The sequence below is a fragment of the Azospira inquinata genome (assembly GCF_018905915.1).
GTDB lineage: Bacteria > Pseudomonadota > Gammaproteobacteria > Burkholderiales > Rhodocyclaceae > Azospira > Azospira inquinata.
Genome location: NZ_CP064782.1, coordinates 2,299,888 through 2,326,399 on the forward strand (window position 1 = coordinate 2,299,888; position 26,512 = coordinate 2,326,399).

General features: G+C 65.9%; 19 protein-coding genes. 16 read left to right on the plus strand and 3 right to left on the minus strand.

Annotated features, from left to right (window positions below; all coding sequences use genetic code 11):
- Positions 1 to 215 precede the first annotated feature (215 nt).
- Together Azoinq_RS10530 and Azoinq_RS10535 are read left to right on the plus strand one after the other, a co-directional pair.
- Positions 216 to 2,492 carry an NADP-dependent malic enzyme gene (locus Azoinq_RS10530; protein ID WP_216129300.1) on the plus strand — a complete coding sequence of 759 codons (2,277 nt, stop codon included), beginning with the start codon at positions 216 to 218 and terminating at the stop codon, positions 2,490 to 2,492.
- 331 nt (positions 2,493 to 2,823) lie between these two features.
- Entirely contained in the window at positions 2,824 to 3,885 is a 1,062-nt protein-coding gene (locus Azoinq_RS10535) for a serine hydrolase (protein ID WP_216129298.1), read from the plus strand.
- A gap of 215 nt (positions 3,886 to 4,100) precedes the next feature.
- On the opposite strand, the gene Azoinq_RS10540 is transcribed toward Azoinq_RS10535, so the two are convergent.
- The gene (locus Azoinq_RS10540) at positions 4,101 to 4,904 is read right to left on the minus strand and encodes an IclR family transcriptional regulator (protein WP_232368462.1); all 804 of its coding nucleotides are present in this window, start codon (positions 4,902 to 4,904) and stop codon (positions 4,101 to 4,103) included.
- A 298-nt stretch (positions 4,905 to 5,202) separates the two neighbouring features.
- On the opposite strand from Azoinq_RS10540, the gene Azoinq_RS10545 reads away from it, so the two are divergent.
- From Azoinq_RS10545 to Azoinq_RS10610, 14 genes are all read left to right on the plus strand, one after another.
- Positions 5,203 to 5,949, plus strand: coding sequence for an aldehyde dehydrogenase family protein (locus Azoinq_RS10545; RefSeq protein ID WP_216129296.1), 747 nt, complete (start codon positions 5,203 to 5,205; stop codon positions 5,947 to 5,949).
- Between the two features lie 106 nt (positions 5,950 to 6,055).
- Positions 6,056 to 7,015 (plus strand): D-2-hydroxyacid dehydrogenase, encoded by a 960-nt coding sequence (locus Azoinq_RS10550; RefSeq protein ID WP_216129294.1) that lies wholly within the window; start codon positions 6,056 to 6,058, stop codon positions 7,013 to 7,015.
- Positions 7,016 to 7,090: 75 nt separating this feature from the next.
- Positions 7,091 to 7,558, plus strand: a complete 468-nt coding sequence (gene dtd, locus Azoinq_RS10555; protein ID WP_216129292.1) for a D-aminoacyl-tRNA deacylase — start codon at positions 7,091 to 7,093, stop codon at positions 7,556 to 7,558.
- A 630-nt stretch (positions 7,559 to 8,188) separates the two neighbouring features.
- The gene (locus tag Azoinq_RS10560; protein WP_216129291.1) at positions 8,189 to 11,206 is read left to right on the plus strand and encodes a cation-translocating P-type ATPase; all 3,018 of its coding nucleotides are present in this window, start codon (positions 8,189 to 8,191) and stop codon (positions 11,204 to 11,206) included.
- Between the two features lie 171 nt (positions 11,207 to 11,377).
- Positions 11,378 to 12,706, plus strand: a complete 1,329-nt coding sequence (locus tag Azoinq_RS10565; protein ID WP_216129289.1) for an SLC13 family permease — start codon at positions 11,378 to 11,380, stop codon at positions 12,704 to 12,706.
- A 161-nt stretch (positions 12,707 to 12,867) separates the two neighbouring features.
- The gene (locus Azoinq_RS10570; protein ID WP_232368463.1) at positions 12,868 to 14,850 is read left to right on the plus strand and encodes a monovalent cation:proton antiporter family protein; all 1,983 of its coding nucleotides are present in this window, start codon (positions 12,868 to 12,870) and stop codon (positions 14,848 to 14,850) included.
- Positions 14,851 to 14,994: 144 nt separating this feature from the next.
- Entirely contained in the window at positions 14,995 to 15,465 is a 471-nt protein-coding gene (locus tag Azoinq_RS10575; RefSeq protein ID WP_216178413.1) for an SdpI family protein, read from the plus strand.
- A 130-nt stretch (positions 15,466 to 15,595) separates the two neighbouring features.
- On the plus strand, positions 15,596 to 16,681 hold the full coding sequence (locus Azoinq_RS10580) for an efflux RND transporter periplasmic adaptor subunit (RefSeq protein WP_216129285.1): 1,086 nt from the start codon (positions 15,596 to 15,598) through the stop codon (positions 16,679 to 16,681).
- A gap of 55 nt (positions 16,682 to 16,736) precedes the next feature.
- Entirely contained in the window at positions 16,737 to 18,008 is a 1,272-nt protein-coding gene (locus Azoinq_RS10585) for an NAD(P)/FAD-dependent oxidoreductase (RefSeq protein ID WP_216129283.1), read from the plus strand.
- 134 nt (positions 18,009 to 18,142) lie between these two features.
- Positions 18,143 to 21,484 carry an efflux RND transporter permease subunit gene (locus Azoinq_RS10590; RefSeq protein WP_216129281.1) on the plus strand — a complete coding sequence of 1,114 codons (3,342 nt, stop codon included), beginning with the start codon at positions 18,143 to 18,145 and terminating at the stop codon, positions 21,482 to 21,484.
- Entirely contained in the window at positions 21,481 to 21,711 is a 231-nt protein-coding gene (locus tag Azoinq_RS10595) for a YgaP family membrane protein (protein ID WP_216129279.1), read from the plus strand. The genes Azoinq_RS10590 and Azoinq_RS10595 overlap by 4 nt, the downstream gene beginning before the upstream one ends.
- 230 nt (positions 21,712 to 21,941) lie before the next feature.
- The gene (locus tag Azoinq_RS10600; RefSeq protein WP_216129277.1) at positions 21,942 to 22,832 is read left to right on the plus strand and encodes an NAD(P)-dependent oxidoreductase; all 891 of its coding nucleotides are present in this window, start codon (positions 21,942 to 21,944) and stop codon (positions 22,830 to 22,832) included.
- A gap of 87 nt (positions 22,833 to 22,919) precedes the next feature.
- Positions 22,920 to 23,813, plus strand: coding sequence for an NAD(P)-dependent oxidoreductase (locus Azoinq_RS10605; RefSeq protein WP_216129275.1), 894 nt, complete (start codon positions 22,920 to 22,922; stop codon positions 23,811 to 23,813).
- Between the two features lie 273 nt (positions 23,814 to 24,086).
- Positions 24,087 to 24,422, plus strand: coding sequence for a hypothetical protein (locus tag Azoinq_RS10610; RefSeq protein WP_216129273.1), 336 nt, complete (start codon positions 24,087 to 24,089; stop codon positions 24,420 to 24,422).
- A 204-nt stretch (positions 24,423 to 24,626) separates the two neighbouring features.
- Here the strand turns inward: Azoinq_RS10610 and Azoinq_RS10615 are convergent, their stop codons facing one another.
- A complete protein-coding gene (locus tag Azoinq_RS10615) occupies positions 24,627 to 25,319 on the minus strand; it encodes a class II aldolase/adducin family protein (RefSeq protein WP_216129271.1) in 693 nt (230 codons plus the stop codon).
- Positions 25,306 to 26,397 carry an S-methyl-5-thioribose-1-phosphate isomerase gene (gene mtnA, locus Azoinq_RS10620; protein ID WP_216129269.1) on the minus strand — a complete coding sequence of 364 codons (1,092 nt, stop codon included), beginning with the start codon at positions 26,395 to 26,397 and terminating at the stop codon, positions 25,306 to 25,308. The genes Azoinq_RS10615 and mtnA overlap by 14 nt, the downstream gene beginning before the upstream one ends.
- Positions 26,398 to 26,512: the final 115 nt, after the last annotated feature.

The window sequence follows — 26,512 nt, forward strand, 5'->3', positions numbered from 1 at the left end:
TGGTGGTATGCGGGTTCGCGCATGATAGGCGGTCAGGAGGGAGACCGGGGCCGGGTGGCATTGCGCCGTGGCGCACTCCGAATTCCCCCTCGAAAGAGGGCTGGATTATGCCATAAGAGCCATTTGATAGGAACTCGCCAGAAGAGTTCCCGGCCTTTATACTTGGTCTACAAATTTCATAATACGAGACATCATTGTATATAGTGAATCCCACCATGGAAAAAAACCAATTGAGCGAGGCGGCGCTGGCTTATCACCGCCAACCCCATCCGGGGAAAATCTCGGTCCAGCCCACCAAACAGCTGACCAACCAATATGATCTGTCCCTGGCCTATTCCCCCGGGGTGGCGGCGGCCTGCGAGGAAATTGTCGCCAATCCGGCGGAAGTGTCCGCCATGACCTCCCGGGCCAATCTGGTGGGGGTCATCACCAATGGCACCGCCGTGCTGGGCCTGGGCAACATCGGGCCTTTGGCGGCCAAGCCGGTGATGGAAGGCAAGGGGGTGCTGTTCAAGAAATTCGCCAACATTGACGTCTTCGACCTGGAAATTCAGCAGCCCAACCCGGACCTGCTCATCGAGACCATCGCCAGCCTGGAGCCCACCTTCGGCGGCATCAACCTGGAAGATATCAAGGCCCCCGAGTGCTTCTATATTGAGAAGAAGCTGCGGGAGCGGATGAAGATCCCCGTCTTCCACGATGACCAGCACGGCACCGCCATTGTGGTGGGGGCGGCCATCCTCAACGGTCTCACCTATCTGGGCAAGGACCCGAAAAAGATCAAGCTGGTGACCTCCGGCGCCGGGGCCGCGGCCCTGGCCTGCCTGGACCTGCTGGTGATGCTGGGCATTCCGGTGGAAAACATCTGGGTGACGGACATCAAGGGGGTGGTCTATGAGGGCCGCACCGAGGAAATGGATGACATCAAGGCCCGCTACGCCAAGGTGACGGACGCCCGGACCCTGGGTGAGGTGATTGCGGACGCGGACGTTTTCCTGGGCTTGTCCGCGGGCGGGGTGTTGAAGCCGGAGATGGTGGCCAAAATGGCGGCCAAGCCCCTGATTATGGCCCTGGCCAATCCCACCCCGGAAATTTCCCCGGATGAGGTGAAAAAGGTGCGGGACGACGCCATTATTGCCACGGGCCGTTCCGACTATCCCAATCAGGTGAATAACGTCCTCTGCTTCCCCTTCATTTTCCGGGGGGCCCTGGACGTGGGGGCCTCTACCATTACGGAGCAGATGAAGCTGGCGGCGGTCCAGGCCATCGCCGAACTGGCCCGGGCCGAGCAGAGCGAAGTGGTGGCGGCGGCCTATGGGGAGGAAGCCACGGGCTTTGGCCCGGAATATCTGATTCCCAAGCCCTTCGATCCCCGCCTCATCGTCAAGATTGCCCCGGCGGTGGCCCAGGCGGCCATGGATTCCGGGGTGGCCACCCGGCCCATCAAGGATTTCAACGCCTATGTGCAGAGCCTGAACGAGTTTGTGTACCACTCGGGCCTGATCATGAAGCCCGTCTTCACCGCCGCCAAGAAAAACCCCAAGCGCATCGTCTATGCGGAAGGGGAAGATGAACGGGTGCTGCGGGCCGTCCAGGTGGTGCTGGACGAAGGCATCGCCAAGCCCATCCTGGTGGGCCGGCCCCAGGTGATCGAGCAGCGCATCGAGCGGGCCGGGCTGCGCCTCAAGGCCGGGGAGGATTTCGAAATCATCAACCCGGACTACGATCCCCGCTTCAAGGAATACTGGAGCGAGTACCACCGGCTCATGGAGCGCAAGGGGGTGTCCGTGGATTACGCCAAGCGGGAAGTGCGGCGCCGTTCCTCCCTCATTTCCGCTATGACCGTGCGCCTGGGCTACGCTGACGGCATGATCTGCGGCACCTTCGGGCGCCACCAGCTGCACCGCTTCTACGTCTCCAACATCATCGATCTGGAGCCGGGGGCCACCAGCTATTACGCCATGAACCTGGTGATGCTGCCGGGTCGTACCGTGTTCATTGCGGACACCTATGTGAATTACGATCCCACGGCGGAGCAGCTGGCGGAAATGACCATCCTGGCGGCTTCGGAAATCCGCCGCTTTGGCATTACCCCCAAGGTGGCCCTCCTGTCCCATTCCAGCTTCGGCACGGAAAATACCCCCACCTCTCTGAAAATGCGGGAAGTGCTGCGCCTTCTCAATGAGCGGGAGCCGGGTCTGGAAGTGGAAGGGGAAATGCACGGGGACGCGGCCCTGGACGAGGAAATCCGCCTGCGGGTGTTCCCCAATTCCCGGCTCAAGGGCCAGGCCAACCTGCTCATCATGCCCACCCTGGATGCGGCCAATATTTCCTTCAACCTGCTCAAGTCCGCCGCTGGGGACAATCTCACCGTGGGGCCCATTCTCCTTGGGCCTTCCAAGGCGGTGCACATCCTCACCCCCACGGCCACGGTGCGGCGCATTGTGAATATGACCGCCCTCACCGTGGTGGATGCCCACCTGCACGGTTAGGGTTTCCTGCCGAAAGCCGCTTTTTCGGAGGGGCGGGTATTTTTCCGCGCCGTTATTTCGGAAGGGCGGCCTTTCCCTAGCCCGGGAACGGGGGGTAAGACTTAAAAGGGACCGCTTCGGCGGTCCCTTTTTTTCAGCCGTTCTGCCTTCGTGGGCGGGCGCCGAAATATTAAGCCCCTCATGCCTATGGGGTTTTTGTGGGCCGTCGGCTTTTGAATTTGTTGGGGAAATTACCTCATAAAAGCTTTCTATCCTATTGGTTCAATTAATGTATTCAGGTAAAGCCCCAAACTGACGTAAAATAAAGGTAATAACACTGCAGGAGAGATCAATGCGGAAGCATCTCGTCAGAGCCATGCTGCTGGGACTTTCTGTCGCCGTCGGCACTGGTGCGTACGGCCCGGCTGAAGCCGCCAGCCATCACAAGGCCAAGAAACACCCGGCGACCGTCGCCGCCAAAGCCCCCGCCAAGGCCACCAAAACGGCCAAGGCGGAAAAGTCCAGTAAACTGGCCCGCTCCACCAAGACCGGCGCCAAGCTGGCCCTGGCCGGCAGCGCCGCCGTGGTAACCCACCACGCCATCCGCCACGCTTCCGCCGCGCCGGACGATCTGGGGGCCGCCCGCCGTTTGGCTGTCCAATCCAGCGCCGCCATGGTGCTGGATCAGAGCAGCGGTGAGGTGATTTACCAGAAGAACGCCTCCTCCATCATGCCCATCGCTTCCATTTCCAAGCTGATGACGGCCATGGTGGTGCTGGATTCCAAGCCGGACATGTCCGCCCCCATCACCATTGCCGCCAACGACGTGGATACCCTGCGCAACAGTCGCTCCCGTCTGCCCGTGGGCACGGTGCTGACCCGGGAACACGCCATGCTGCTGGCCCTCATGTCTTCCGAAAACCGGGCCGCCCACGCCCTGGCTCGTAGCTACCCGGGTGGTCTGCGCGCCTTTGTGGATGCCATGAACCGCAAGGCCCGTTCCCTGGGCATGAACGAAACCCACTTTGAAGATCCCACCGGCCTGACCAGCAACAACGTGTCCACCGCCGCCGATCTGGCCAAGATGGTGGCCGCGGCCCACAACTATTCCCAAATTCGGGACTTCACCACCACCTCCGGTGCCACCGTGGAAATTCACGGCCGGGTGGAAGAGTTCCATAACACCAATGCCCTGATCCGCAACCACAACAGCGCCTGGGATATCGGCCTGTCCAAGACCGGCTACATCCAGGAAGCGGGCAAGTGCCTAGTGATGCAGGCCCGGGTGGCGGAAAAGCCCGTGGTCATCGTGCTGCTGGACTCTGCCGGTGCCATGACCCGGATCGGCGACGCCCAACGCATCAAACACTGGATGGAAAGCGCCTCCCTGGGCCGTCGTTCCAGCCCGGTGTAATCCTGCTTCCGACCGGAGATTGGCCTCCGGTCTCCATAAAAAAAAGCCGCAGTATTGCGGCTTTTTTTATGGGCGGATGGATGGCGCTCCGGCTGGGAGAGGGGGGGCGGAGAGGCGCTCCATGAGCTTTTGCCTTCTGTAGCCCCAGAGGCACTTCCCCCGTGCCGCCCTCTCAAGCCCCGCTTTTCTTCCGGTGCCGCCCAGATGGGCGCGGCTTAACGCTGGGGCCGGAGATAGCCCAGGGCCTGGGAAATGGCGTCGGCGAAGTTTTTCACCTGGATGGCCCAGTCCTTGTTGTGCCGGTCCGCCGGGGCGGAAACGGAGAGGCCGGCCACCAGAACTCCCTCGTCGTCCCGGATGGGGGCGGCGACACAGCGCAGGCCCACTTCCGCCTCCTCGTTGTCGAAGGCCACGTGGTGGCGGCGAATCCAGTCCAGTTCCTTTTCCAGGGCGGCCAGGGTGGTCAGGGCGTGGGGGGTCTTGCCGGGCAGGCCGGTACGCTTGGCGTAATCCCGTACTTCCTGGGGTGTGGCTTCCGCCAGGTAGAGCTTGCCTACGGAGGTGGTGTGGAGGGGGGCGCTGCCTCCCACCAGATACACCACCCGCACCAGGGAGCGGCCCCCGGAGGTGCGCTCGATATAGACCAGTTCGTCGTCCCGCCGCACCCCCAGATTAATGGCTTCCCCGATGACCTCATGGAGCTGCTGCATGAAGGGCAGGGCCACTTCCCGCAGATTGATGCGGGACTTCACCAGATTGCCCAGTTCCAGCAGGCGGATACCCAGGCGGTAGCTGCCCGGCTCCTGCCGTTCCACAAAGCGGGCGTGGGTCATGGCCGCCAGGATGCGGTGGGCGGTGGAGGGGTGGAGCTGGGTAGCCTGGGCCAGCTGCTTCAGGCTCACCGGGTCCGGCGTGGCCGCCAGGGCGTCCAGCAGGGACATCATGCGGTCGATGACCTGGATGGAGTTGCGATGTTCCCCGGATTTTTCCTGGGCTTTTGCTGCTGTGTTCTCCGCCATGATGTTTTTGTCGCTTTCCGTGTCGCGCCGGGGTGAAGGCACCCACTATAATTCGGGCTTGGTTTTTTGAAAGGCGCCTAATTTTCGCATTATGGAATTGTGCGCTGCAATACGTAGAAACCCGATAAGGGGAAAAAAGTGGGGTTTCCGGCGCAAAAAAGCGGTCTATGGTGGGGATGCTTGCCTTTGCCGGAAAGGAAACTGCCCCTGTCCGCTCCCCCACCGGCTATCCGCCGATGGGGAGCCCCGCCGCCTTTGCCCCGCCCCTGGACCGGTCTAACCGAAAGGATGTTTGCCCATGCTGCTCAATGCTGAAGACGCTCCCGCCCTGCCGTTGTGGATTAATGGCCGGGCCTTTCTCACCATGGCGCCCAGTTTCCTCGATGTGGTGGGCGGTCCGGACGGTCAGGTGCTGCGCAAGATTCCCCTGTGCGGGGCGGACGAGGTGGAAACCGCCGTGTCCGGCGCCCGCCTGGCCCTGGGGGCCTGGAACGGCAGCGACGGGGAAACCCGCCGGGGCTGCCTGACTCAGCTGGGGGAAAGCCTGGGCCGTTACCGGGACCACTTCGCCAAATTGCTGGGGGAAGAAACCGGGCGGGACGGGGCGGACTGCGCCGCTGAAGTGGATCGGGCCCTGGCCCTGCTGGCCCGGATCGAGCCCCGGGACGCCGCGCCCCAGGTGGCGGGGTTGCTTTATGACCATCAGGCGCCCCTCTTGGCCCCCCTGGTGCTTTCCGCCCAGGTGCTGGCCGATGGCGGGGTGGCGGTGCTGAAACCCAGTACCAAAGCTCCTTCCTGTGGGGTGGCCCTAGCCGAACTATGGACTCGGGCCGGTCTGCCCGACGGGGTGTGCAACCTGGTTCAGGGGGACGAAGCGGCGGTGCTGGCCCTGGCCGCCCACCCGGGGGTGGATCGGCTGGCCCTGGCCGGGGCGGCGGGCTGGCGGGAAAAGGTGAAGCAGCGCCTGGGGGCCAAGCCCGCCTTTGAGGCGGAGGCGGATGAGGTCCTGGGGGCCGCCTGGGCCGGGGCCCTGGCCGGAAACTGAGGCGCCACGCCCCGGGGCGCGGGGTTCCCTCCCCCACCACCGGGAAATTTCCAGGGAAGCCGGACTTCCCTGGAAGGCTTGCCCCCTGTCAGGGGAAGGGATTGCCATGGAACACATCGTTTATCTGGAAGGGGACGGCCTGCCCGTGCCCCTGCGTCGCCCGGCCTTTCCCCATGAATGGCGGGAATATCCCCGCACGGCGCCGGAAGAGGTGGCCGAACGGCTGGCGGACGCCACCGTGGCCATTGTGAACAAAGCCCCCTTGAGCGCCGCCGTGCTGGCCCGCCTGCCCCGGCTCAAGCTGGTGGCCGTGGCCGCCACGGGCACCAACAACGTGGATTTGGCCGCCGCCCGGGAGCGGGGTATTCGGGTTACCAATATCCGGGGCTACGCGGAACATACGGTGCCGGAACACGTGCTGGCCATGCTTCTGAGCCTGTTCCGCAACCTGCCTGCCTATGGGGCCGCCATGGCCCGGGGGGCCTGGAGCGCCGCGCCCCAGTTCTGCTGGTTCGGCCCCCCCATCCGGGACCTGCATGGCGCCACCCTGGGCCTGGTGGGCCGGGGCAGCCTGGGTCAGGGCGTGGCCCGGCTGGCGGAATCCTTTGGTATGACCGTGCTGTTTGCCGAACACCGGGGCGCTTCCCTGATCCGCCCCGGCTACACCCCTTTTACCGAAGTCCTGGCCCGGGCCGACGCCCTGAGTTTGCACTGCCCCCTCACCGACGCTACCCGCCACCTCATCGGCCCAGCGGAACTGGCGGCCCTGAAGCCCGGCGCCGTGGTCATCAATACGGGGCGGGGCGGCCTGGTGGATGAAGTGGCCCTGGCGGCCGCCCTGCGCTCCGGCCATCTGGGGGGCGCCGGGGTGGATGTGCTGAGCCAGGAACCGCCCCAGCCGGATCATCCCCTCCTGGCCCCGGACCTGCTGGCCAATCCCCGCTTCATTCTCACGCCCCACGTGGCCTGGGCCAGCCTGCCGGCCATGGGGGCCCTGGCGGAACAGCTCATGGCCAATCTGGAAAAGGCCATTCTGGACAACCAATATCCGAATCGGGTGGCGTAAAGCCTAGAGGGCGTCGGCCAGTCCTTGGGGCCGATCCCCGGGCGGGCCTGGCGCTATCAGGCATAAGGACAGTCAATGCGTATCGTCTTGCAACGGGTGGCCCGGGCGCGGGTGACCGTGGATGGCCGGGAAACGGGGGCCGTGGGCCGGGGCTACCTGCTCCTGGTGGGCTTTGAGACGGCGGACGGGGATAACCCGGATCTGGGCCGGGAAATGGATGCCCTGGCGGCCAAGATATTGAAGCTGCGCCTCTTTCCCGACGGGGAGGGGGTGATGAATCGGAATCTGGCGGAGGCGGCGGGAGGCCTGCTGGCGGTGAGCCAGTTCACCCTCTTTGCTGCCACCCGCAAGGGTAACCGGCCCTCCTGGAGTCGGGCCGCTCGCCCTGAGGTGGCCGCCCCCCTGTTCCAGGACTTCGTCGCCCGTCTCTCCGCCGCCTGGGGCCAGCCCGTGGCCACCGGCGTGTTCGGCGCGGACATGGCCGTGGAGCTGGTGAATGACGGCCCGGTGACCCTGATCCTGGACAGCCGGGCGCCGGAATAGGCGGAATTGGGGCGGGACCCCGGGTTGCTGGGAAAGCTCCGGGAAACCCTCGGGCAGGGTGGGGGATGGCTCGCGGGCCGTTTTCGATGGGCCAAAAAACTGCCTGGAGAGGGGCGTGCTTTGGCGTTCTATGTTTCCCCTGGCTGGATAAGCCCGAACCAGGCCCCTCTCCAGCCCCCCACTCCCCTGGGGCCGGGGGGACGGACGTGGTAGCCTATGCCTGGAGGATAGGCCCGTCCCCGGCCCGATGAGCGGCCCCAGGGATCGGGGGCAAGAGGGAAGCCGGTTCCCGGGCAAGTTGGGCCCGGACGAGTCCCAAAGGCTGGGGCGCCCACGGCCCCCTCTGCTGCTTCCCTCCGCCCTTGACGCCTTTGGGCTGGGGCGGTTTTCTTGACGGCCCCGGCCCCGGCCCCGGCTACGCCTACGGCTACGGCTACGGCTACGGCCCAGGCCCAGGCCAAAGCCAAAGCCAAAGCCAAAGCCAAAGCCAAAGCCAAAGCCAAAGCCAAAGCCAAAGCCAAAGCCAAAGCCAAAGCCAAAGCCAAAGCCAAAGCCAAAGCCAAAGCCACCCCCGGCCTGCCCCTCCGCCCCTTCCCTCGGGCGCCTGTCCCCCGCCCTCTGGAGACTGCCATGACCCCCATCCCTCCTGCTTCCCCCAGTTCCCCCGCCCGTCCCGCTCCGATCCTGTGGCATGCCCTGAGTCCGGAAGAGGCCCTGGCGGCCCTGGAGGGGGACGGGGAGGGGGGTCTGTCCTTGGCCCAGGTGGCGGAGCGGCGCGCCCGCTATGGGGAAAACCGGCTGCCCGAGCGGGCCGGGGCGGCCCCCTGGCGTCGCTTCCTGGCCCAGTTCGCCGCGCCCCTGGTGCTGGTGCTCCTAGCCTCCGCCCTGATTACGGCCCTGCTGGGGGAATGGGTGGATGCGGGGGTGATTTTTGCCGTCACCCTGGTCAATGGGGTGATCGGCTACCTTCAGGAAGGCAAGGCGGAGGCGGCCCTGGCGGCCCTGGCCCGGAGCGTGGCGAGCCAGGTGCCCGTGCTCCGGGAGGGGCGGCGCCAGACCGTGGCGGCGGCGGAGCTGGTACCCGGGGACCTGGTGCTCCTGGCCGCCGGGGACCGGGTACCGGCGGACCTGCGCCTGCTCCGGGCCCAGGAACTGCGGGCCATGGAAGCCGCCCTTACCGGGGAATCCCTGCCCGTGGCCAAGTCCGTGGCCCCCCTGGCTCCGGGAACCCTGCTGGCGGACCGGTCCAATCTGGCCTACGGGGGCACGGTGGTGGTGGCGGGGAGCGGCCTGGGCCTGGTGGTGGCCACCGGCCTGGAAACAGAAACCGGGCGCATCTCCCGCCTCCTGGCGGAGGCCGTGTCCCTGGACACGCCCCTGACCCGGCGCATGGCCCGGTTTTCCTCCCTGTTGCTGTGGATCATCGGCGCCCTGGCCCTGGGCACCTTTGCCATCGGCCTGGCCCGGGGGGAGCGGGCCTTCGACATGTTCATGGCAGCGGTGGCCTTGGCCGTGGGAGCCATTCCGGAAGGTCTGCCCGCCGCCATCACCGTCACCCTGGCCATCGGCGTGGGGCGCATGGCCCGGCGCCGGGCCATCGTGCGCCGTCTGCCCGCCGTGGAAACCCTGGGCAGCACCACGGTGATCTGCACGGACAAAACCGGCACCCTGACGGAAAACCAGATGACGGTGCGGGAGCTCTGGGCCGGCGGCCGCCGCTGGCAGGTGAGCGGCACCGGCTATGCTCCGGAAGGGCGCATTACGCCCCTGGACAATCGGGCGGAAGAAATGGCCGGGGCGGGGGCAATGGGGGCTTTCCAGGTTCAAAGGGGGGCGGGGAAGCCGGGAGTGCTGGAAAACGCGGAAAACGCGGATAAGGCGGATAAGGCGGATAAGGCGGATAAGGCGGAAGCTCCCTCCCTCTCTCTGGCTTCAGACCAGCCCCAGGCCGCCAGCGCGGTGGCCAATTCCTCCCCCTCCGCCCCAGTCTCAAGCCTGCCCGGGCTGGGGCAGGCGGGGGCCAACCTGGGCGCTCCGGCTGACTCCGCGGACGCTGGGACGTCCGTCCCGGCGGGGGGGCTGCCCCCCGTTGTGGAAACCTGCCTCCTGGCCGGGCTGCTCTGCAATGACGGGGCCCTGGTCCAGCAGGAGGGGCGCTGGGCCATCAGCGGCGATCCCACGGAAGGGGCCCTCATCGTTGCCGCCCGCAAGGCCCGGCCCGACTGGGCTGGCTTAAGCGGCACGGCTCGGAGCGGCGCCTATGCCCGGCTGGACGAAATCCCCTTCACCTCAGAGCGCCAGTTCATGGCGACCCGCCACGCTACCCCGGCCGGGCCCCGGCTCTTCGTCAAAGGGGCGGTGGAGCGCCTGCTGGGCCGTTGTGCCAGCCAGATGGGGCCCCAGGGGCAGCCCCAGCCCCTGGATACGGAGGTGGTGCTGGCCCAGGCTCGGGAAATGGCGGCCCAGGGCCTGCGGGTGCTGGCCCTGGCCCAGGGGGAGGGCCAGGAGGGGCCCCTCACGGAAGCCAGCCTGGCCGGGCTTTGCCTCCTGGGGCTGGTGGCCATGATCGACCCGCCCCGGCAAAGCGCCGCCCGGGCCGTGGCCGCCTGCCGCCGGGCGGGCATCCGGGTCAAGATGATTACCGGGGACCAGCCCGGCACCGCCCTGGCCATCGCCCGCCAGGTGGGCATCGCCGACCCGGGGGACGGGGTGCTCAGCGGTCGGGACCTGGGGGAAATGGAGGCCGCCGAATTGGCCCAGGCTGCCGGGCGCATCCACGTGTTCGCCCGGGTGGCCCCGGAACAGAAACTGGATCTGGTGCGGGCCCTCCAGGCCAGCGGCCAGGTGGTGGCCATGACCGGGGACGGGGTCAATGACGCCCCGGCCCTGAAACAGGCGGACATCGGCGTGGCCATGGGGCAGGGGGGCACGGAGGTGGCCAAGGAGGCGGCGGCCATGGTGCTCACCGACGACAATTTCGCCACCGTGGAAGCGGCGGTGGAAGAGGGCCGGGGCATTTACGACAATCTGGTGAAATTCATCACCTGGACCCTGCCCACCAATTTCGGGGAGGGGCTGGTGATCGTGGCCGCCATTGTGGCGGGGGTGACCCTGCCCATCACCCCCCTGCAAATCCTCTGGATCAACATGACCACCGCCGTGCTCCTAGGCCTCATGCTGGCCTTTGAGCCGGTGGAAGGGGCGGTCATGGAGCGGCCCCCCCGGCCCCCCCGGCCCCCCCGGGCGCCCATTCTGGACCGGGTGCTGCTGTGGCGCATTGTGCTGGTGTCCGTTTTGCTCCTGGCCGGGGCCTTCGGCCTCTTTCTCCTGGAACAGGCCCGGGGCCATTCCCTGGCCTTGGCCCGCAGCGTGGCGGTGAATGTGTTTGTGCTGGTGGAAACGGTCTATCTTTTCAACTGCCGTTCCCTGACCCGCCCGGCCTTTGCCCGGGACCAGGGCAACAATCCGGCGGTATGGTGGGGCGTGGGCCTGATGCTGGTGCTCCAGGGCCTGCTCACCTACTGGCCCCCCCTCCAGTCCATTTTCGCCATGGCCCCCCTGGGCTGGCAGGAATGGGGGGAATGCCTGGCCGTGGCCCTGGTGGCCGGGGGGGTGGTGGAAGGGGAAAAGGCCTGGCGCCGGCGCTGAGGGCCTGACCCTGAAGTTTTTTAAACGGAGGGAGGAGGGGACCGGCTACTATGCCGCCCAGCCGCCCAGCCCAGCCAGCCCCTCCCCGGAGCCTGCCGAAGCCCATGGTAAACTCAGGCCTCCCCCGCCGCTTTTCCCCTGGGGGCCTTTTTTTTGAGCCCTTTGCTGCCCATGTCTTTTTCCCTGTTGCGTCCCCGGTTGGTGGGCGGGCTGCTGGCCCTGGCCGCCACGCCTGCCCTGGCTGCCCCCTTCGCTCCCCTGACTCTTGCCGGGATTCCCACCGAATTTCTCCTTTTCGGACTGACCCTCCTGGGGGTGGCCCTGTTCCAGAACCATTCCCTGGCCGTGGGCCTTTCCGGACTGACCGCGGTGTCCCTCTACAAGGGCCTGTGCACCGATTTTGTGGCCGGGCCTGGGCTGTCCGGCTGGCTGGGGCAGGTGGGTCGGGAATGGGTGACCCTGGTGAATCTGCTCGCCCTGCTCCTGGGCTTTGCCCTTCTCTCCCGGCATTTTGAAAAGACCCGGCTGCCGGCCCTGTTGCCCCGCTTTTTGCCCCGGGATTGGAAGGGGGGCTTTCTGCTCCTGGTCATGGTGTTTGTGCTTTCCAGCTTTCTCGACAATATCGCCGCCGCCCTGATCGGTGGGGCCATGGCCCACCAGCTGTTCCGGGCCAAGGTCCATGTGGGTTATCTGGCGGCCCTGGTGGCCGCTGCCAATGCGGGGGGGGCGGGGAGCGTGGTGGGAGATACCACCACCACCATGATGTGGATCGACGGCATTGCCCCCGCCGTGGTGCTGGACGCCTATGTGGCCGCCGGGGTGGCCCTGGTGCTGGTGGGGGTGGTGGCGGCCCGGCAGCAGCACGCCTATTCCCCCATCCTCCACCACGCCCACCAGCATGTGCAGGTGGATTGGCTGCGCTTGGCCCTGGTGGGGGCCATTCTGCTGGCGGCGGTGGGCACCAATGTGGTGGTGAATACGGCTTTCCCCGCCCAGGCGGACCGGTTCCCCTTCCTGGGGGCGGCGGTGTGGTTGGCTATTCTGGTGACCGCTGGCCTGCGCCGCCCGGACTGGGAAGTGCTGCCCCAGGCCTTTACCGGCGCCCTGTTCCTCCTTTCCCTGGTGCTTTGCGCCTCCATGATGCCGGTGGCCAATCTGCCGCCGCCCTCCTGGCAGACTGCCTTTGGCCTGGGCTTTGTTTCCGCCGTTTTCGACAACATTCCCCTGACCGCCCTGGCCCTCAAGCAGGGAGGCTATGATTGGGGTTTCCTGGCCTTTGCCGTGGGTTTCGGCGGTTCCATGGTGTGGTTTGGTTCCTCCGCCGGGGTGGCCCTCTGCAATCTCTTTCCGGAAGGCCGATCCGTGGGGCGCTGGCTGCGCTACGGCTGGCCCGTGGCGGTGGCTTACGTGGTGGGTTTTGCCACTCTGCTACTGGTGCTGGGCTGGCATCCGGATACGCCCCATAAGGCGGCTCCCACGGCGGTGGCGCTGCGTAACTGAGTTTTCGGCGCTCCCTGGCCCAGGGACGGCATGAAGGCGGGCCCCCCGGCATTTTTCTCTGAAAATCCGGGGGCTGTAGGGCAAAATGTCCCCGTAAGTGGCGATATTTCTGACGCGGGGCTGACGAATGGCCTCCATTCCTTATAATGGGAGCCATTCCCATGCCCGATTTCTCCCCCGCCATGCTCACCCCCCTCTCCAGCGTCCTGCTGCTGCTCACCCTGGGGGTGGCCTTTGTGGCCCTGGCCCGGGCCCTGCGCCTGCCCTCCCTGCTGGCCTATCTCTCCATCGGTATGTTGCTGGGTCCCCACGGCTTGGGGCTCCTGGTGGAGACGGAGCAGACCAGCGATGTGGCTGAATTCGGGGTGGTCTTCCTGATGTTTTCCATCGGCCTGGAATTCAGCCTGAGCCGGCTCTTCTCCATGCGCCATCTGGTCTTCGGCCTGGGGGGTGCCCAGGTGCTGATTACCCTGGGGGGCACGGTGCTGGTGACCCTGCTGGTCTATGGTCAGGACTGGCGGGTAGGAGTGGCGGTGGGGGCGGCCTGCGCCATGTCTTCCACGGCCATTGTCAGCAAGGTGCTTTCCGAACGTCTGGAACTCCACTCCCAGGCCGGGCGCCAGACCATGGCCGTACTCCTCTTCCAGGATCTGGCCGTGGTGCCCCTGTTGATCCTCATTCCGGCCCTGGGGGCCCGTTCCGAACACCTGGGGGAAGCCCTGTCCATCGCCATGGGCCAGGCAGCTCTGGTGCTGGTGGCCATGGTGCTGGTGGGTCAGCGCCTGGTGGGGCGCTGGTTCAACGCCATCGCCCGCTTGAAATCCGCCGAACTGTCCATGCTCAATGTGCTGTGGATAGTGGTGGGCCTCTCCTACCTCACCTTCCACGCCGGGCTGTCCATGGCCCTGGGGGCCTTTATCGGCGGCATGCTCATTGCTGAAACCCTCTACCGGCATCAGGTGGAAGCGGACATCCGGCCTTTCCGGGACGTTTTCCTGGGCCTCTTTTTTGTCACCATCGGCATGTTGCTGGACCTGCCCTATGTGCTGCGCAACCTGCCCGCCGTGCTCCTCGCCCTGGTGCTCCTGATCCTGGCCAAGGCCGGGGTGGTCCTGGTGCTGGGCCTACTTAAGCGCAACAGCCCGGAAGTGGCCCTGCGTACCGCTTTCCAACTGGCCCAGGGGGGGGAATTCGGCTTCGTGCTCCTGGATTTGTCCCAGGATAACCGGCTGATCCCGGGGGATATTTTCCAGGTCACCATGGCCGCCATGCTCCTTTCCATGTTCCTCGCCCCCCTGCTCATCGCCCGGGCGGCCCACTGGGGCGGTCGTCTGTCGGCCCGGGAATGGCAGCAGCGCACCACCATGGTCCATCAGGTGGCGGTACGCAGCATGGGCATCGAAGACCATGTGATTCTCTGCGGCTTCGGCCGCACCGGCCAAAGCCTGGGCCGTTTCCTGGACCGGGAGCAGATTCCCTTCATCGCCCTGGACATCGACGAGGCCCGTATCCACCAGGCCGTGGAAGCGGGGGAAAACGTGGTGTTCGGCAATGCGGACCGGCGGGAAATTCTGGTGGCGGCAGGCATCGAGCGGGCCCGGGCCCTGGTCATCACCTACGGGGATCTGCCCGCCACGGAGCGGGTGCTGGAGCTGGTGCGGGATCTGCGGCCCCAGCTGCCGGTGATTGTCCGGGCCCATGACGACAGCCAGCTGGAACACCTGAAAACCCTGGGGGCCACGGAGGTGATTCCCGAGGTGCTGGAAGGCAGCCTGATGCTGGCGGCGGAAACCCTGTCCCACCTGGGGGTGCCCACGGAGCGCACCATGGAACAGGTGCGGGAGGTCCGTTCCCACCGTTACGACACCATGCGCTCCTTCTACCGGGGGGAATCGGACCGGCTGAAAAAGCTGTCCCTGAGCAAGGCCGTGTTTCCCGTGGAGCCGGGTAGTTTTGCCGTGGGCAAGAGCCTGACGGAACTGGAACTGGGCAACGTGGTGGTGGCCGCTATTCGCCGCCACGGGGTGAAGGGGGAGGCCCCCAGCCCAGAAACCCGGGTGGCGGCGGAAGATATCCTGATCCTGGAAGGTCACCCCAACGCCCTGGGGGCGGCGGAACGCTATCTGCTGAGCGGCAAGCGCTAAGCTTTGCCGGGAAAGCTCCCGAGGGGGCGGCGGGGAAACCGGGCCACGCAATCCCGTCGCTTCGGCCTTGGGCGAAGCGGCCTTTTTTGAGGAGAGAAAACTATGGCGGGGCAGCCCAGGGGCTGGTGGATTTTTTTCCTGATCTTGACGGCCCTAGGGGGCCTGGTGGTTTGGGAAGGGGCGGGGCTGCCTAGCCAGGTAGCCTCCCATTTCGGACCGGGGGGTGCCCCGGATGGCTACTCTTCCCGGGCGGTCTACCGGAGCCTCATGCTGGCCCTGGTCTGGCTTGGCCCCTTGCTCATGGCCGGGGGCAGCGCCTTGGTCCTGGGGCGTCCCGGCATTCCCATCCATATTCCCCGGGGGGATTACTGGCTGGCTGCCCCCCGGCGTTCCGCTACCCTGGCCTATCTCACTGCCCACATGCAGGCGGCTGCCCTGTTTCTGGCCGGCTTTCTCGCCTATGCCAATCATCTGGTGGTGACCGCCCAGGGACGTCAGCCGGTGGCGCTGGATAACGCCTCACTCTTCCTGGGGGTGGGCCTGTTTTTTGGGGCCCTGCTGGTGCTGTTTGGCACATTGAACCGTCATTTCCGTCGGGTCCCCGGGGACGCCTAGTCTGGCGCCGGGAGGCCGACGCTTCCCTGGTGTGCCGTGCCGGGAGCGGAGCGGCGGGGGACACTTCTAGGAAGCCCTGGGGCGAGGGAACTTCTTGAGTCTATTGTTATATTAGTATAACCTTATATTCATGAAGACCCAGACACCCCAAGCCGCCCTGCAAGCCCTGTCGCCCCGTCTCCGCAAGGGGGCGTGGCTGGCCTTGTCCGTCCTCGGCCTAGGGGCTGCCGTCTGGGCGATGTCCCCCAGTGGTCGGGCCCATGCGGCCAACGGCGCCCAGACCCTGCCGGCTCTGCCCTTGCGCACCGTCCAGTTGCGCCCCGTGGCTCTCAGCTTCCCCGCCGATGGGGTGGTGGAGGCTTTGCGTCAGGCCACGGTGGCGGCCCAGGTACCGGGCCGGGTGCTGGAAGTGAAGGTGGATGCGGGCCAGCCGGTGAAGGCGGGACAACTCCTGATGCGCCTGGATGTGCGGGAAGCGGCGGCTTCCACCGCCGCCGCCCGGGCCACGGCCATTAACGCCCAGGCCAATTACGAGCGCATGGTGAAGCTGCACCAGCAGAACTTCATTAGCCGGGCCGGGCTGGACAAGGCCAAGGCGGATTACGACGCGGCCCGGGCTAATCTGGGGGCCGCCGGGGCTACCGCCAGCCACGGGGCGGTGACTGCGCCCCTAACGGGCATGGTGGCCCAGCGCCTCACGGAACTGGGGGAAATGGCCGAACCCGGCCGTCCTCTCTTTATTCTTTACGATCCGGCGGCCCTGCGGGTCACGGTCAATGTGCCCCAATGGCGCCTGAGCCAGGTGCGGGCCACGGGCCAGGCCATGGTGGAATTTCCGGAATTGGGGCGGCGCCTGCCCAGCGCCTCGGTGCAGCTGCTGCCCGCCGCCGATCCGGCCACCCACACCGCCCAGCTGCGGGTGAATCTGCCCGCCGGGGCCGGTCGGGACATTGTGCCCGGCATGGCCGCCCGGATTCATCTCACCGTGGGCCGGGCCAATAAATTGACCGTGCCCCCCGCCGCCGTGGTGCGCCGGGGCGAGGTGGCCGCCGTCTATGTGCAGAGCGGCGGCAGTCTGCGGCTGCGCCAGTTGCGCCTGGGCGAGCCGGTGGCGGACGGGGAACTGGAAGTGCTGGCCGGGCTGGCTCCCGGCGAAACCATTGTGCTCGATGCGGTAAAGGCGGGAATTGCGCTGAAGCAGGCGACGGGCCGGTAAGGTTTTTCCAGGCGGCAGAGACCGCCCCTTTCCACAAGCCACTGGAGGAGACACCATGGCCCATATCATCATCGTCGGCGCCGGTCTGGGGGGGATGCCCATGGCCTATGAAATGCGCGCCCAGTTGCGTCCCGGGGATAAGCTCACCGTGGTCGCCAACACGGACCGCTTCCACTTCGTGCCCTCCAATCCCTGGGTGGCGGTGGATTGGCGCCAGCGCTCGGAAATTGAGCTGGAACTGGCGCCCCTCCTGGCCCGCAAGGACATTGGTTTCATTCCCGTGGGGGCCAAGCGGGTCCATCCCGGGGAAAACCGCCTGGAGCTGGAAGACGGGCGCTGTCTCGATTACGACTTTTTGATTCTGGCCACGGGCCCGGAGCTGGCCTTTGACGAAATCCCCGGCCTGGGCCCAGGGGCCCACACCCAGTCCATTTGCCACGTGGCCCACGCGGAAAAGGCGGCCCAGGTGTGGGAAGACTTTGTCGCCGCCCCCGGCCCCATCGTGGTGGGAGCGGTGCAGGGGGCTTCCTGCTTCGGTCCGGCCTACGAATTCACCATGATCATGGAAACGGATCTGCGTCAGCGCAAGCTGCGGGACCAGGTGCCCATGACCTTCGTCACCTCCGAACCCTATTTGGGCCACCTGGGCCTGGCCGGGGTGGGGGACTCCAAGGGCATGATCGAATCCATGTTCCGCCAGCGCCACATCAAGGCCATCTGCAACGCCAAGGTGGACCGGGTGGAGGCGGGCAAAATGTTCGTTACCGAGCATGACGAGGAGGGCAAGCCCCGCAAGCAGCACGAGCTGCCCTTCGCCTATTCCATGATGCTGCCCGCCTTCCGGGGCGTGGGGGCGGTGCGGGGCGTGGAAGGCCTGGTCAATCCCCGGGGCTTTGTCCAGATCGACCCCCACCAGCGCAATCCGGCCTATCCCAATATTTTCGCCGTGGGGGTGTGCGTGGCCATTCCCCCGGTGGAAACCACCCCGGTGCCCACGGGCACCCCCAAGACTGGCTACATGATCGAATCCATGGTCACCGCCACGGCGAAAAACATCCGGGCCGTGCTGGACGGTCGGGAGCCGGTGGCCAAGGCCACCTGGAATGCGGTGTGTCTGGCGGACTTTGGCGACAACGGTGCGGCCTTCGTGGCCCTGCCCCAGATTCCACCCCGTAATGTGAGCTGGTTTTCCGAAGGCAAGTGGGTCCATCTGGCCAAACAGGCTTTCGAAAAGTATTTCCTACGCAAGATGAAAAACGGGACCACCGAGACGGTGTACGAAAAAATCGTCATGGAGGCCCTGGGCATCATGAAACTGAAAAAATGAACCCGCCCCGGGGCGGACGGTATTGACCGCCCGCCGCCGGGGTCCGGCTGCATCCGGCTGTCGGGCGTCCCCCAGGGGAGCGCCCAGATGGCGGGGGAGGTCGGACTCCGGTGGGGACCAACTGCGGAAACACCATGAGTCTAGGAATTTCCGGGCGTATCGCCCAAACCTTCCAGGCGTCACCCATGACGCCCCTGCTGGCCCTGGTGCTCATGCTCCTGGGCCTGTTCGCCGTGCTGGTGACGCCCCGGGAAGAAGAGCCCCAGATCGACGTCACCATGGCCAATGTGCTGGTGCCCTTTCCCGGCGCCTCCAGCAAGGACGTGGAAAACCTTATCGCCACCCCGGCGGAGCAGGTGTTTTCCCGCATGGAAGGGGTGGATCACGTCTTTTCCGTGTCCCGGCCGGGCATGGCGGTGATTACGGTGCAATTCAAGGTGGGGGTGAAAAACAAGGACGCCCTGGTGCGCCTTTACGATACCTTCCACTCCAACCAGGACTGGCTGCCCGCCAACCTGGGGGTGGGCCAGCCCGTGGTCAAGCCCCGCAGCATTGACGACGTGCCCATTGTCTCCCTGACCTTCTGGACCCCGGACCCCCACCGCTCTGCCTACGATCTGCAACAGATTGCCCGGGCCACGGAGGTGGAATTCAAGCATCTGGCGGGCACCCGGGACGTGACCACCATCGGCGGCCCGGACCATGTGATCCGGGTGGCCATGGACGGGGAAAAGATGAACGCCTACGGGGTCACGGCCCAGGATATCCGGGATACCCTCCAGGTCTCCAACAGCCTTCAGCCCTCCGGTTCCCTGGTGCAGAACAACAAGGAACTCCTGGTGCATACGGGCACCTACCTGGAATCCGCCAAGGATGTGGAACAGCTGGTGGTGGCGGTGCGGGGGGAAGGGGATCTGCGTAAGCCCATTTACCTCTCCGACGTGGCCCGGGTGGAGGATGGCCCGGATCAGCCCAAGCATTACGTCTGGCTCGGCCTGGGCCGGGCGGCGGGGGATGAGAGCGGGGCCGCCGGTGCGGGGGGCAAGGTGCTGGGTGGGGCCCGGGCCCAGTCTCTGGACGGCACCTTTCCGGCGGTGACCCTGGCCGTTTCCAAAAAGCCCGGTACCAACGCGTCCGATGTGGCGGATTCGGTCATTGCCCGGGCTAACGCCTTGAAGGGCACGGTGATCCCGGACGGGGTGGAAGTGACGGTGACCCGCAATTACGGCCAGACCGCCACGGAAAAAGCCCAGAAGCTGATCGGCAAACTGATTTTTGCCACCTCTTTTGTGGTGCTCCTGGTGTTTTTCGCCATGGGGCGGCGGGAAGCCCTGATTGTGGGGGTGGCCGTGTCCCTGACCCTGGCCGCCACCCTGTTTGCCTCCTGGGCCTGGGGCTTCACCCTGAACCGGGTTTCCCTCTTTGCCCTGATTTTTTCCATCGGCATTCTGGTGGATGACGCCATTGTGGTGGTGGAAAACATCCACCGTTGGAAAGCCCTCCATCCGGATAAGCCCCTGCTGGAGCTGATTCCCCCGGCGGTGGACGAGGTGGGAGGGCCCACCATCCTGGCCACCCTCACGGTGATAGCTGCCCTTTTGCCCATGGCCTTCGTCACCGGCCTGATGGGGCCCTACATGAGCCCCATTCCCATCAATTCCTCCATGGGCATGGCCATTTCCCTCACCGTGGCCTTTGTCATTACCCCCTGGCTGGCAGGCAAGCTGCTCAAGGGGCATGGCCATGGGGCGGCGGAAAGTTCCGTATCCACTGGGTCTCCAGCCACTCCCGCCCGGGGCCTGGGCCGGGTGGCGGCCGTCTTTTCCCCCACGGCCTTAAGCGCTTTTTTCCACCGCATCCTCTTGCCCTTCCTGGATGAGAGGACCGGGGCCCGGGCCCGGCGCAAGCTCTTTCTGGGGGTGGCGGTGGCCATTCTGGTTTCCGTCTCCCTGCCCGTCTTCCAGCTGGTGGTGCTGAAGATGATGCCCTTTGACAACAAGAGCGAATTCCAGGTGGTGCTGGATATGCCCGTGGGCACCCCGGTGGAAGACACGGCCCGGGTGCTCAAGGAAATCGGCGGCCGTCTGCAACAGGTGCCGGAGGTGACGGATTACGAGGCCTATGCGGGCACCGCCAGCCCCATCAATTTCAACGGTCTGGTGCGCCAGTACTACCTACGGGCCAACCCGGAAATGGGGGACATCCAGGTGAATCTGGTGGGTAAGCACGAGCGCTCCCGCCAGTCCCACCAGATCGCCATGGCCGTGCGCCCGGATGTGGAAGCCATCGCCCGCCGCTACGGGGGCAATGCCAAGGTGGTAGAAGTGCCCCCCGGACCCCCGGTGATGAGCCCCATTGTGGCCGAGGTGTATGGGCCCGAGGAGCCGGGGCGGATTGCGGTGGCCAAGCAGGTGCGCCGGGTCTTCGAGCAAACCCCGGATTTCAATTCGGTGGATGATTCGGTGGAAGCGGATGGGGGCAAGGCCGTGCTCCATGTGCTTCAGGCCAAGGCCGCCCTGCTCGGGGTGAGCCAGAAGGACATTGTGGAGGTGGTGCGCATGGGCCTGTCCGGGGAGGATGTGACCCCGGTCCATAACCAGGATTCCAAGTTTGAAATCCCGGTGCGGGTCACCTTGCCTGCCAACACCCAGAGCACCCTGGAAAACCTCATGAAGCTCAAGGTGCGCAGCCGCAGCGGTGCCCTGGTGCCGGTGTCCGAACTGGTGGAGATCCGCCCCCAATCCCGGGAAAAGGCCCTCTACCACAAGGATTTGCTGCCCGTGGTCTATGTGTATGGGGACTTAGGGGGCCATCTGGATTCCCCCCTGTACGGCATGTTCGAAGCCCGGGCTAAACTGGTGGGCCATTCCCTGGCCCAGCTGCCCGGCGCCGGGGGTACCCTGTCCGATTACTTCATCCGCCAGCCCGCCGATCCCTATGCGGGATTTGCGGTGAAGTGGGACGGGGAATGGCAGATCACCTATGAAACCTTCCGGGACATGGGGGCGGCCTACGGGGTGGGGCTGATCCTCATCTATCTTTTGGTGGTGGCCCACTTCAAGAGCTACAAAGTGCCCCTGGTGATCATGGCCCCCATCCCCCTCACCATTATCGGGGTCATGCCCGGCCATGCCCTGTTGGGGGCCCAGTTCACCGCCACCTCCATGATCGGCATGATCGCCCTGGCCGGGATCATTGTGCGCAATTCCATTCTCCTGGTGGATTTCATCAAGGAAGAGACCGCCGACGGTATGCCCTTCAAGGAGGCCATCGTGGCCGCCGCTGCCATCCGGGCCAAGCCCATCGCCCTGACCGCCCTGGCCGCCATGCTGGGCGCTCTCTTCATCCTGGACGACCCCATTTTCAACGGGCTGGCCATCAGCCTCATTTTTGGCATCCTGGTTTCCACCATGCTGACCCTGGTGGTGATTCCGGTGCTTTATTTCGCCGCCTTCAAAAAGGAGCACACACTATGACCGTGGATCGGGCCATTCGCATTATGGCCGGCAGCTTCATCCTCATTTCCCTCGCCCTGGGAGTGGAAGCCAGCCCCCTATTTGTTTCCAAGTACTTTCTCTGGCTCACCGCCTTTGTGGGGGCCAATCTGCTGCAAAGCGGCTTCACCCGCTTCTGCCCCGCTGAGCTGGTGATGGTGAAGCTGGGCTTGAAGCGCAGCGAAGAAGCCTGCTGTGGTAAAAAGTAAGCCTGGACCCGAGGACCGGGGAAAGGGAGAGAACAGGGGGCTCAGGCCCCCTTTTTTTGCGCCATTTTTCCAGAGCTCCCCACCCTAATGGGGCCGCAATGACGCCGAACAGAGGCCTGGGAATTAGGGAAATCCACTAGGCCTCCACCCTGGGGGGACCGCCCGGTTTCCGCTAGACTGGACGCCCTTTTCCGTCTTTCCCTTCTTTCCCCCGCCTGAGGAGACGACCTATGCACATTGGCTTTATCGGTCTGGGCATCATGGGTCGGCCCATGGCCCTCAACCTCCTTAAAGGCGGGCATAGGCTCACGGTCTGGGCCCGGCGCCCCGAATCCCTGACGCCCTTACTGGAGGCCGGGGCCAGCGCCGGGGAAAGTCCGGCGGACTTGGGCGCTCGCTGCGATCTGGTGATTTCCATGGTGGCGGATAGCCCGGACGTGGCGGAGGTAATGCTGGGGGAACAGGGGGTGGCCAGCCATCCCGCCCCCGGTCTAGTGGCGGTGGATATGAGCACCATTTCCCCCCTGGCGGCTCGGGACATTGGCCGCCGCTTGGCGGAGAAAGGCGTGGCCTTTGTGGATGCTCCGGTCTCCGGGGGGGAAGTGGGGGCCATTGCCGGCAGCCTGTCCCTCATGGTGGGAGGGACTGAGGCGGCAGTGGCCAAGGCCATGCCCGCCTTCCAATGCCTGGGCAAGAACATCGTCCACGTGGGGGATTCGGGGGCGGGGCAGGTGACCAAGGCCTGCAACCAGATCTGTACCGGGGTGGGGGTGCTGGCGGTGGCGGAAGCCTTTAACTTCGCCCGCAAGGCCGGGGTGGACCCGGCCCGGGTGCGGGAAGCCCTGCTGGGGGGCTTTGCTGCCAGCCGCATTCTGGAAAACCACGGCCAGCGCATGCTGGATCGCAATTTTCAGCCCGGTTTCAAGGCCTGGATGCACCAGAAGGATTTGCACATCGTCATGGAAAGCGCCCACCAGCTGGGCCTGGCCTTGCCCGCCGCGGCGGCCACGGCCCAGATGTTTAACGCTCTGGTGGGCAGCGGCCGGGGGGAAGCGGATTCCATCGCCGTGCTCCAGTTGCTGGAAAGCCTCTCTGGAGGAAATTCGGAGGCGGGGGACTGAGGCTTCTGGCCCCGTTTCCCCCTAGTTCGAGCGGTGGAAACCGGGGCTAGCCCTTCCTTTTCCGATCTTTAGCCAGCCAGGAATTTCATGGAAAACGTCGGTTTCATCGGCCTGGGCGTCATGGGGCGCCCCATGGCGGAACATCTGCTGCAGGCCGGATACGCCCTCCACGTCTGGGCCCGGCGCCCGGAAAGTTGTGGGCCCCTAGTGGCGGCGGGCGCCCAGGTCTGTGCCTCTCCGGCGGAGCTGGCGGCCCGCTGTTCCCGGGTCATTACCATGGTGACGGGCAGCGGGGATGTGGCCAGCCTAGCGGAAGGGCCGGAGGGGCTGGCCGCCCATTTGGCGCCGGGCAGCGTCTGGATGGATATGAGCACCATCGCCCCGACCACCGCCCGCCAGGTGGGCGCCCTGCTGGCCGCCCGGGGCGTGGATTTTCTCGATGCCCCCGTGTCCGGTGGGGAACAGGGGGCCCGGGACGCCAGCCTCTCCATCATGGTGGGCGGGGAGACCCGGGTGCTGGCCTCGGTACAGCCCCTGTTGGCTTGCCTGGGCCGCACCGTGACCCACATCGGCGGTATCGGCGCCGGGCAGGTGGCCAAGGCCTGCAATCAGATGATTATGGTGGCCGCCATCCAGGCCTGTGCCGAGGCTATGCACCTGGCCCAGGCCTTTGGCCTGGATCTGGCGGCGGTACGCCAGGCCCTGGGCGGTGGCTCGGCGGCCAGCCGGGTGCTGGAAGTAATGGGGGCGCGCATGGTTCGGGGCGATTACGCCCAGGGGATCGAAGCCCGGCTGCACCACAAGGATTTCGGCATTCTGCTTCAGGCCGCCCATGACCTGGGGGCGCCCCTGCCCGTGGCGGCCCAGGTGGAGCAGCAGCTCAACGCCCTGATGGCCCGGGGCTGGGGGCGGGAGGACACGGCGTCTTTGCTGCGGGTGCTGGCCGCCACCGACGGAGATAACGGCCCGGCGCGGGTCTGAGAAGGATAGGGGGCCGTGGCTCCGGGGAAAACTTTTAGCGGAAGAAGGGGAAAAAGGGGCCAGGAGCGGTCGCCTTTTTCTTCTACCACCATGACGGGCCCATAGGCGGCCCCGGGGGAGCGGGGGAGGCGTCGTTTTCCCCTTCTGGAGCGGGTTTCCGCCCGGGGCCAGAATTAGGAAATCCTTGCCGGGCGCCGGGGCGGTAGGCTATCGTTGCTCAAGTTGAGCAACATGTAGCCTGAAAGCCCGTTTTCAGACCGTAAAATCCGCCCCATGGAAATCAAGAACCTGCGCAAATTTCGGTCTCTGGTCCGAAATCAACTGCCATTTATCGACACCTTGTCCGACTACGACATCGTGGTGGAAATCGGCTATCACCAAGAGCTGCGCCGGCCTTTTTCCCTCAAGCAACTGCTCCTCTCCGAATTTGCCCCTCCCGCCACCATCCGCCGTCGTCTGTCCCGGCTGGTGAGCCTGGGGGTAGTGGTGAAGCGGGTGGATCGGGATGATGGTCGTTTCGTCCGCCTTACCCTGGAACGGGAGCCTTACCGGCGTTTACGCCACATGGCCCGTCTGGTGGAACCGGTGGGCGTCCGGGTCGCTACCTGAGCGTTCCCGGGATTTGGTGCGGCTGAGCGGCGGGAGCTCCCCGGCCGCCGGAGGATGTGTGCTCCAGCAAGGGGCAGGCGCCCCGTTTTCCCCATGCTTTACCCGCCCCTGGTTTGGCCATCGCGGGTGCCCGACCCTTCCGTTCCCAAGGGGTTTGGGGTGTACCGCTCTTTTCCCCCGGGCCCCGATGTCCCTTTTCCCCGCCTAATCCTGCTTGCCGTAGCTGGCGAATTTTTCCAGGGCTTCCTCCATTTGGGCCGGGTCCAGCAAAACCGGCTGGCCCAGCTGGCAGGCGCGCCAGTATTGCTCGCACAGGGTTTCCAATTCCACCCCTAGGCCCAGGGCCTGTTGTAATTCCCCTCCGAAAACCAGCATGCCGTGATTGGCCAGCAGGCAGGCCCGGCGTCCCGTCATGGCCTCCACGGCGGTGTCAGACAGGGCCTGGGTGCCGAAGGTGGCGTAGGCCGAGCAGCGCACCGTGTCGCCGCCGAAGCGGGCGATCATGTAGTGAAAGGGCGGAACATCCCGGCGCAGGCAGGCCAGGGCCACGGCAAAGGGGGAATGGGCGTGGAGCACGGCACCCGCTTCCGGCCGGGCCAGGTACACATCCCGGTGCATGCGCCATTCGGAGGAGGGTTTGCGGGGCCCGGTGGGGGCGCCCGAGGCCAGGGCCACGAAGGGAATGTCCTGGGCCGTGAGGCCGCCGTAGTCCATGCCCGTGGGGGTGATGTAAAAGCCATCTTCCCCCGCCAGACGAGCCCGGCAGGAGAGATTGCCGGCGCTACCCTTATTGAGGCCCGCCGCCACCATGGCCCGGGCCGTATCTGCCAGGGCCTGACGCTGGGCGGTCTGGGCGGCCCAGTCCGGGGGCAGGGGGGTGGGGTCAGAAGGGTTCATGGTTTTCTTCCGGATAAAGGGCCAGCAGGCCTTCCCGGCTGGCGGGGCAACTGCCCCGTTCCGTGATCAGGGCCTGAACCAGGCCATGGGGGGTCACGTCGAAGGCCGGATTGGCTACCTGGCAATCGTTATCCAGCTGGCGCAGGCGTTGGCGATGGCCCTGGTTGTCCAGGCCCGTCACCAGGCGCAGTTCGTCCCCGTGCCGTTCTTCAATGGGAATATGGGCGCCGGAAGGGCAGGCGAAATCCACCGTGGAACGGGGGGCGGCCACGTAAAAGGGCACCCCCGCCTCCCGGGCTGCCAGGGCCTTGAGGTAGGTGCCCACCTTGTTGGCCACGTCCCCGTTGGCAGCGATCCGGTCGGCCCCGACGATGGCCCCATCCACCCGGCCCTGGGCCAGGAGCAATCCCGCCGCGTTGTCGGCGATGACCGTGTGGGGCACCCCATGCTGGGCCAGTTCCCAGGCGGTGAGCAGGCCCTGGTTGCGGGGCCGGGTTTCGGAGACCCAGACGTGGATTGGCCAACCGGCGTCAAAGGCCGCATAGACGGGGGCCAGGGCCGTGCCCTGATCCACGGTGGCGAGCCAGCCCGCGTTGCAGTGGGTCATGATTTCCAGGGGCCGGTCTGCCGGGCGCAGGTTGCGCAGCAGGGCCAGACCGTGCTGACCCAGGGCTCGGTTCTGGGCCACGTCTTCCTCCGCAATGGCCCCCGCTTCCTGCCAGGCCGACTCAATGCGCCGTTCCGGCGCCAGGGGGCGCAGGCAGCGTTCCATGCGGGCCAGAGCCCAGTGGAGATTGACGGCGGTGGGCCGGGTGGCGGCCAGGGTGGCTAGGGCCGCGTCCAGGGCCGGGTCCCCGTTGTCCCGCACCATGGCCAGGGCTACCCCGTAGGCGGCGGTGGCGCCGATCAGGGGGGCGCCCCGCACCTGCATGGTCCGGATCGCCCGAGCCACTTCTTCCAAGGTGACCAGACGCCGCTCCCGGTAGCGCTGGGGCAGCTCGGTCTGGTCGATGATGTCCACCGCCATGGCGCCGGGCACGGGGCGGATGCAACGGGTGGGAATGCCGTGGATATTCATGGATGCAATTATTGTCCCATTCGGTTCAGGGGAAAACGCCGGCCCCCCGGGGAAAGGCCGGGCCGGGGGCGCATTGAACCCGGAAACGGTGGCCTGGGCAAGGGTAGGGGGCCGC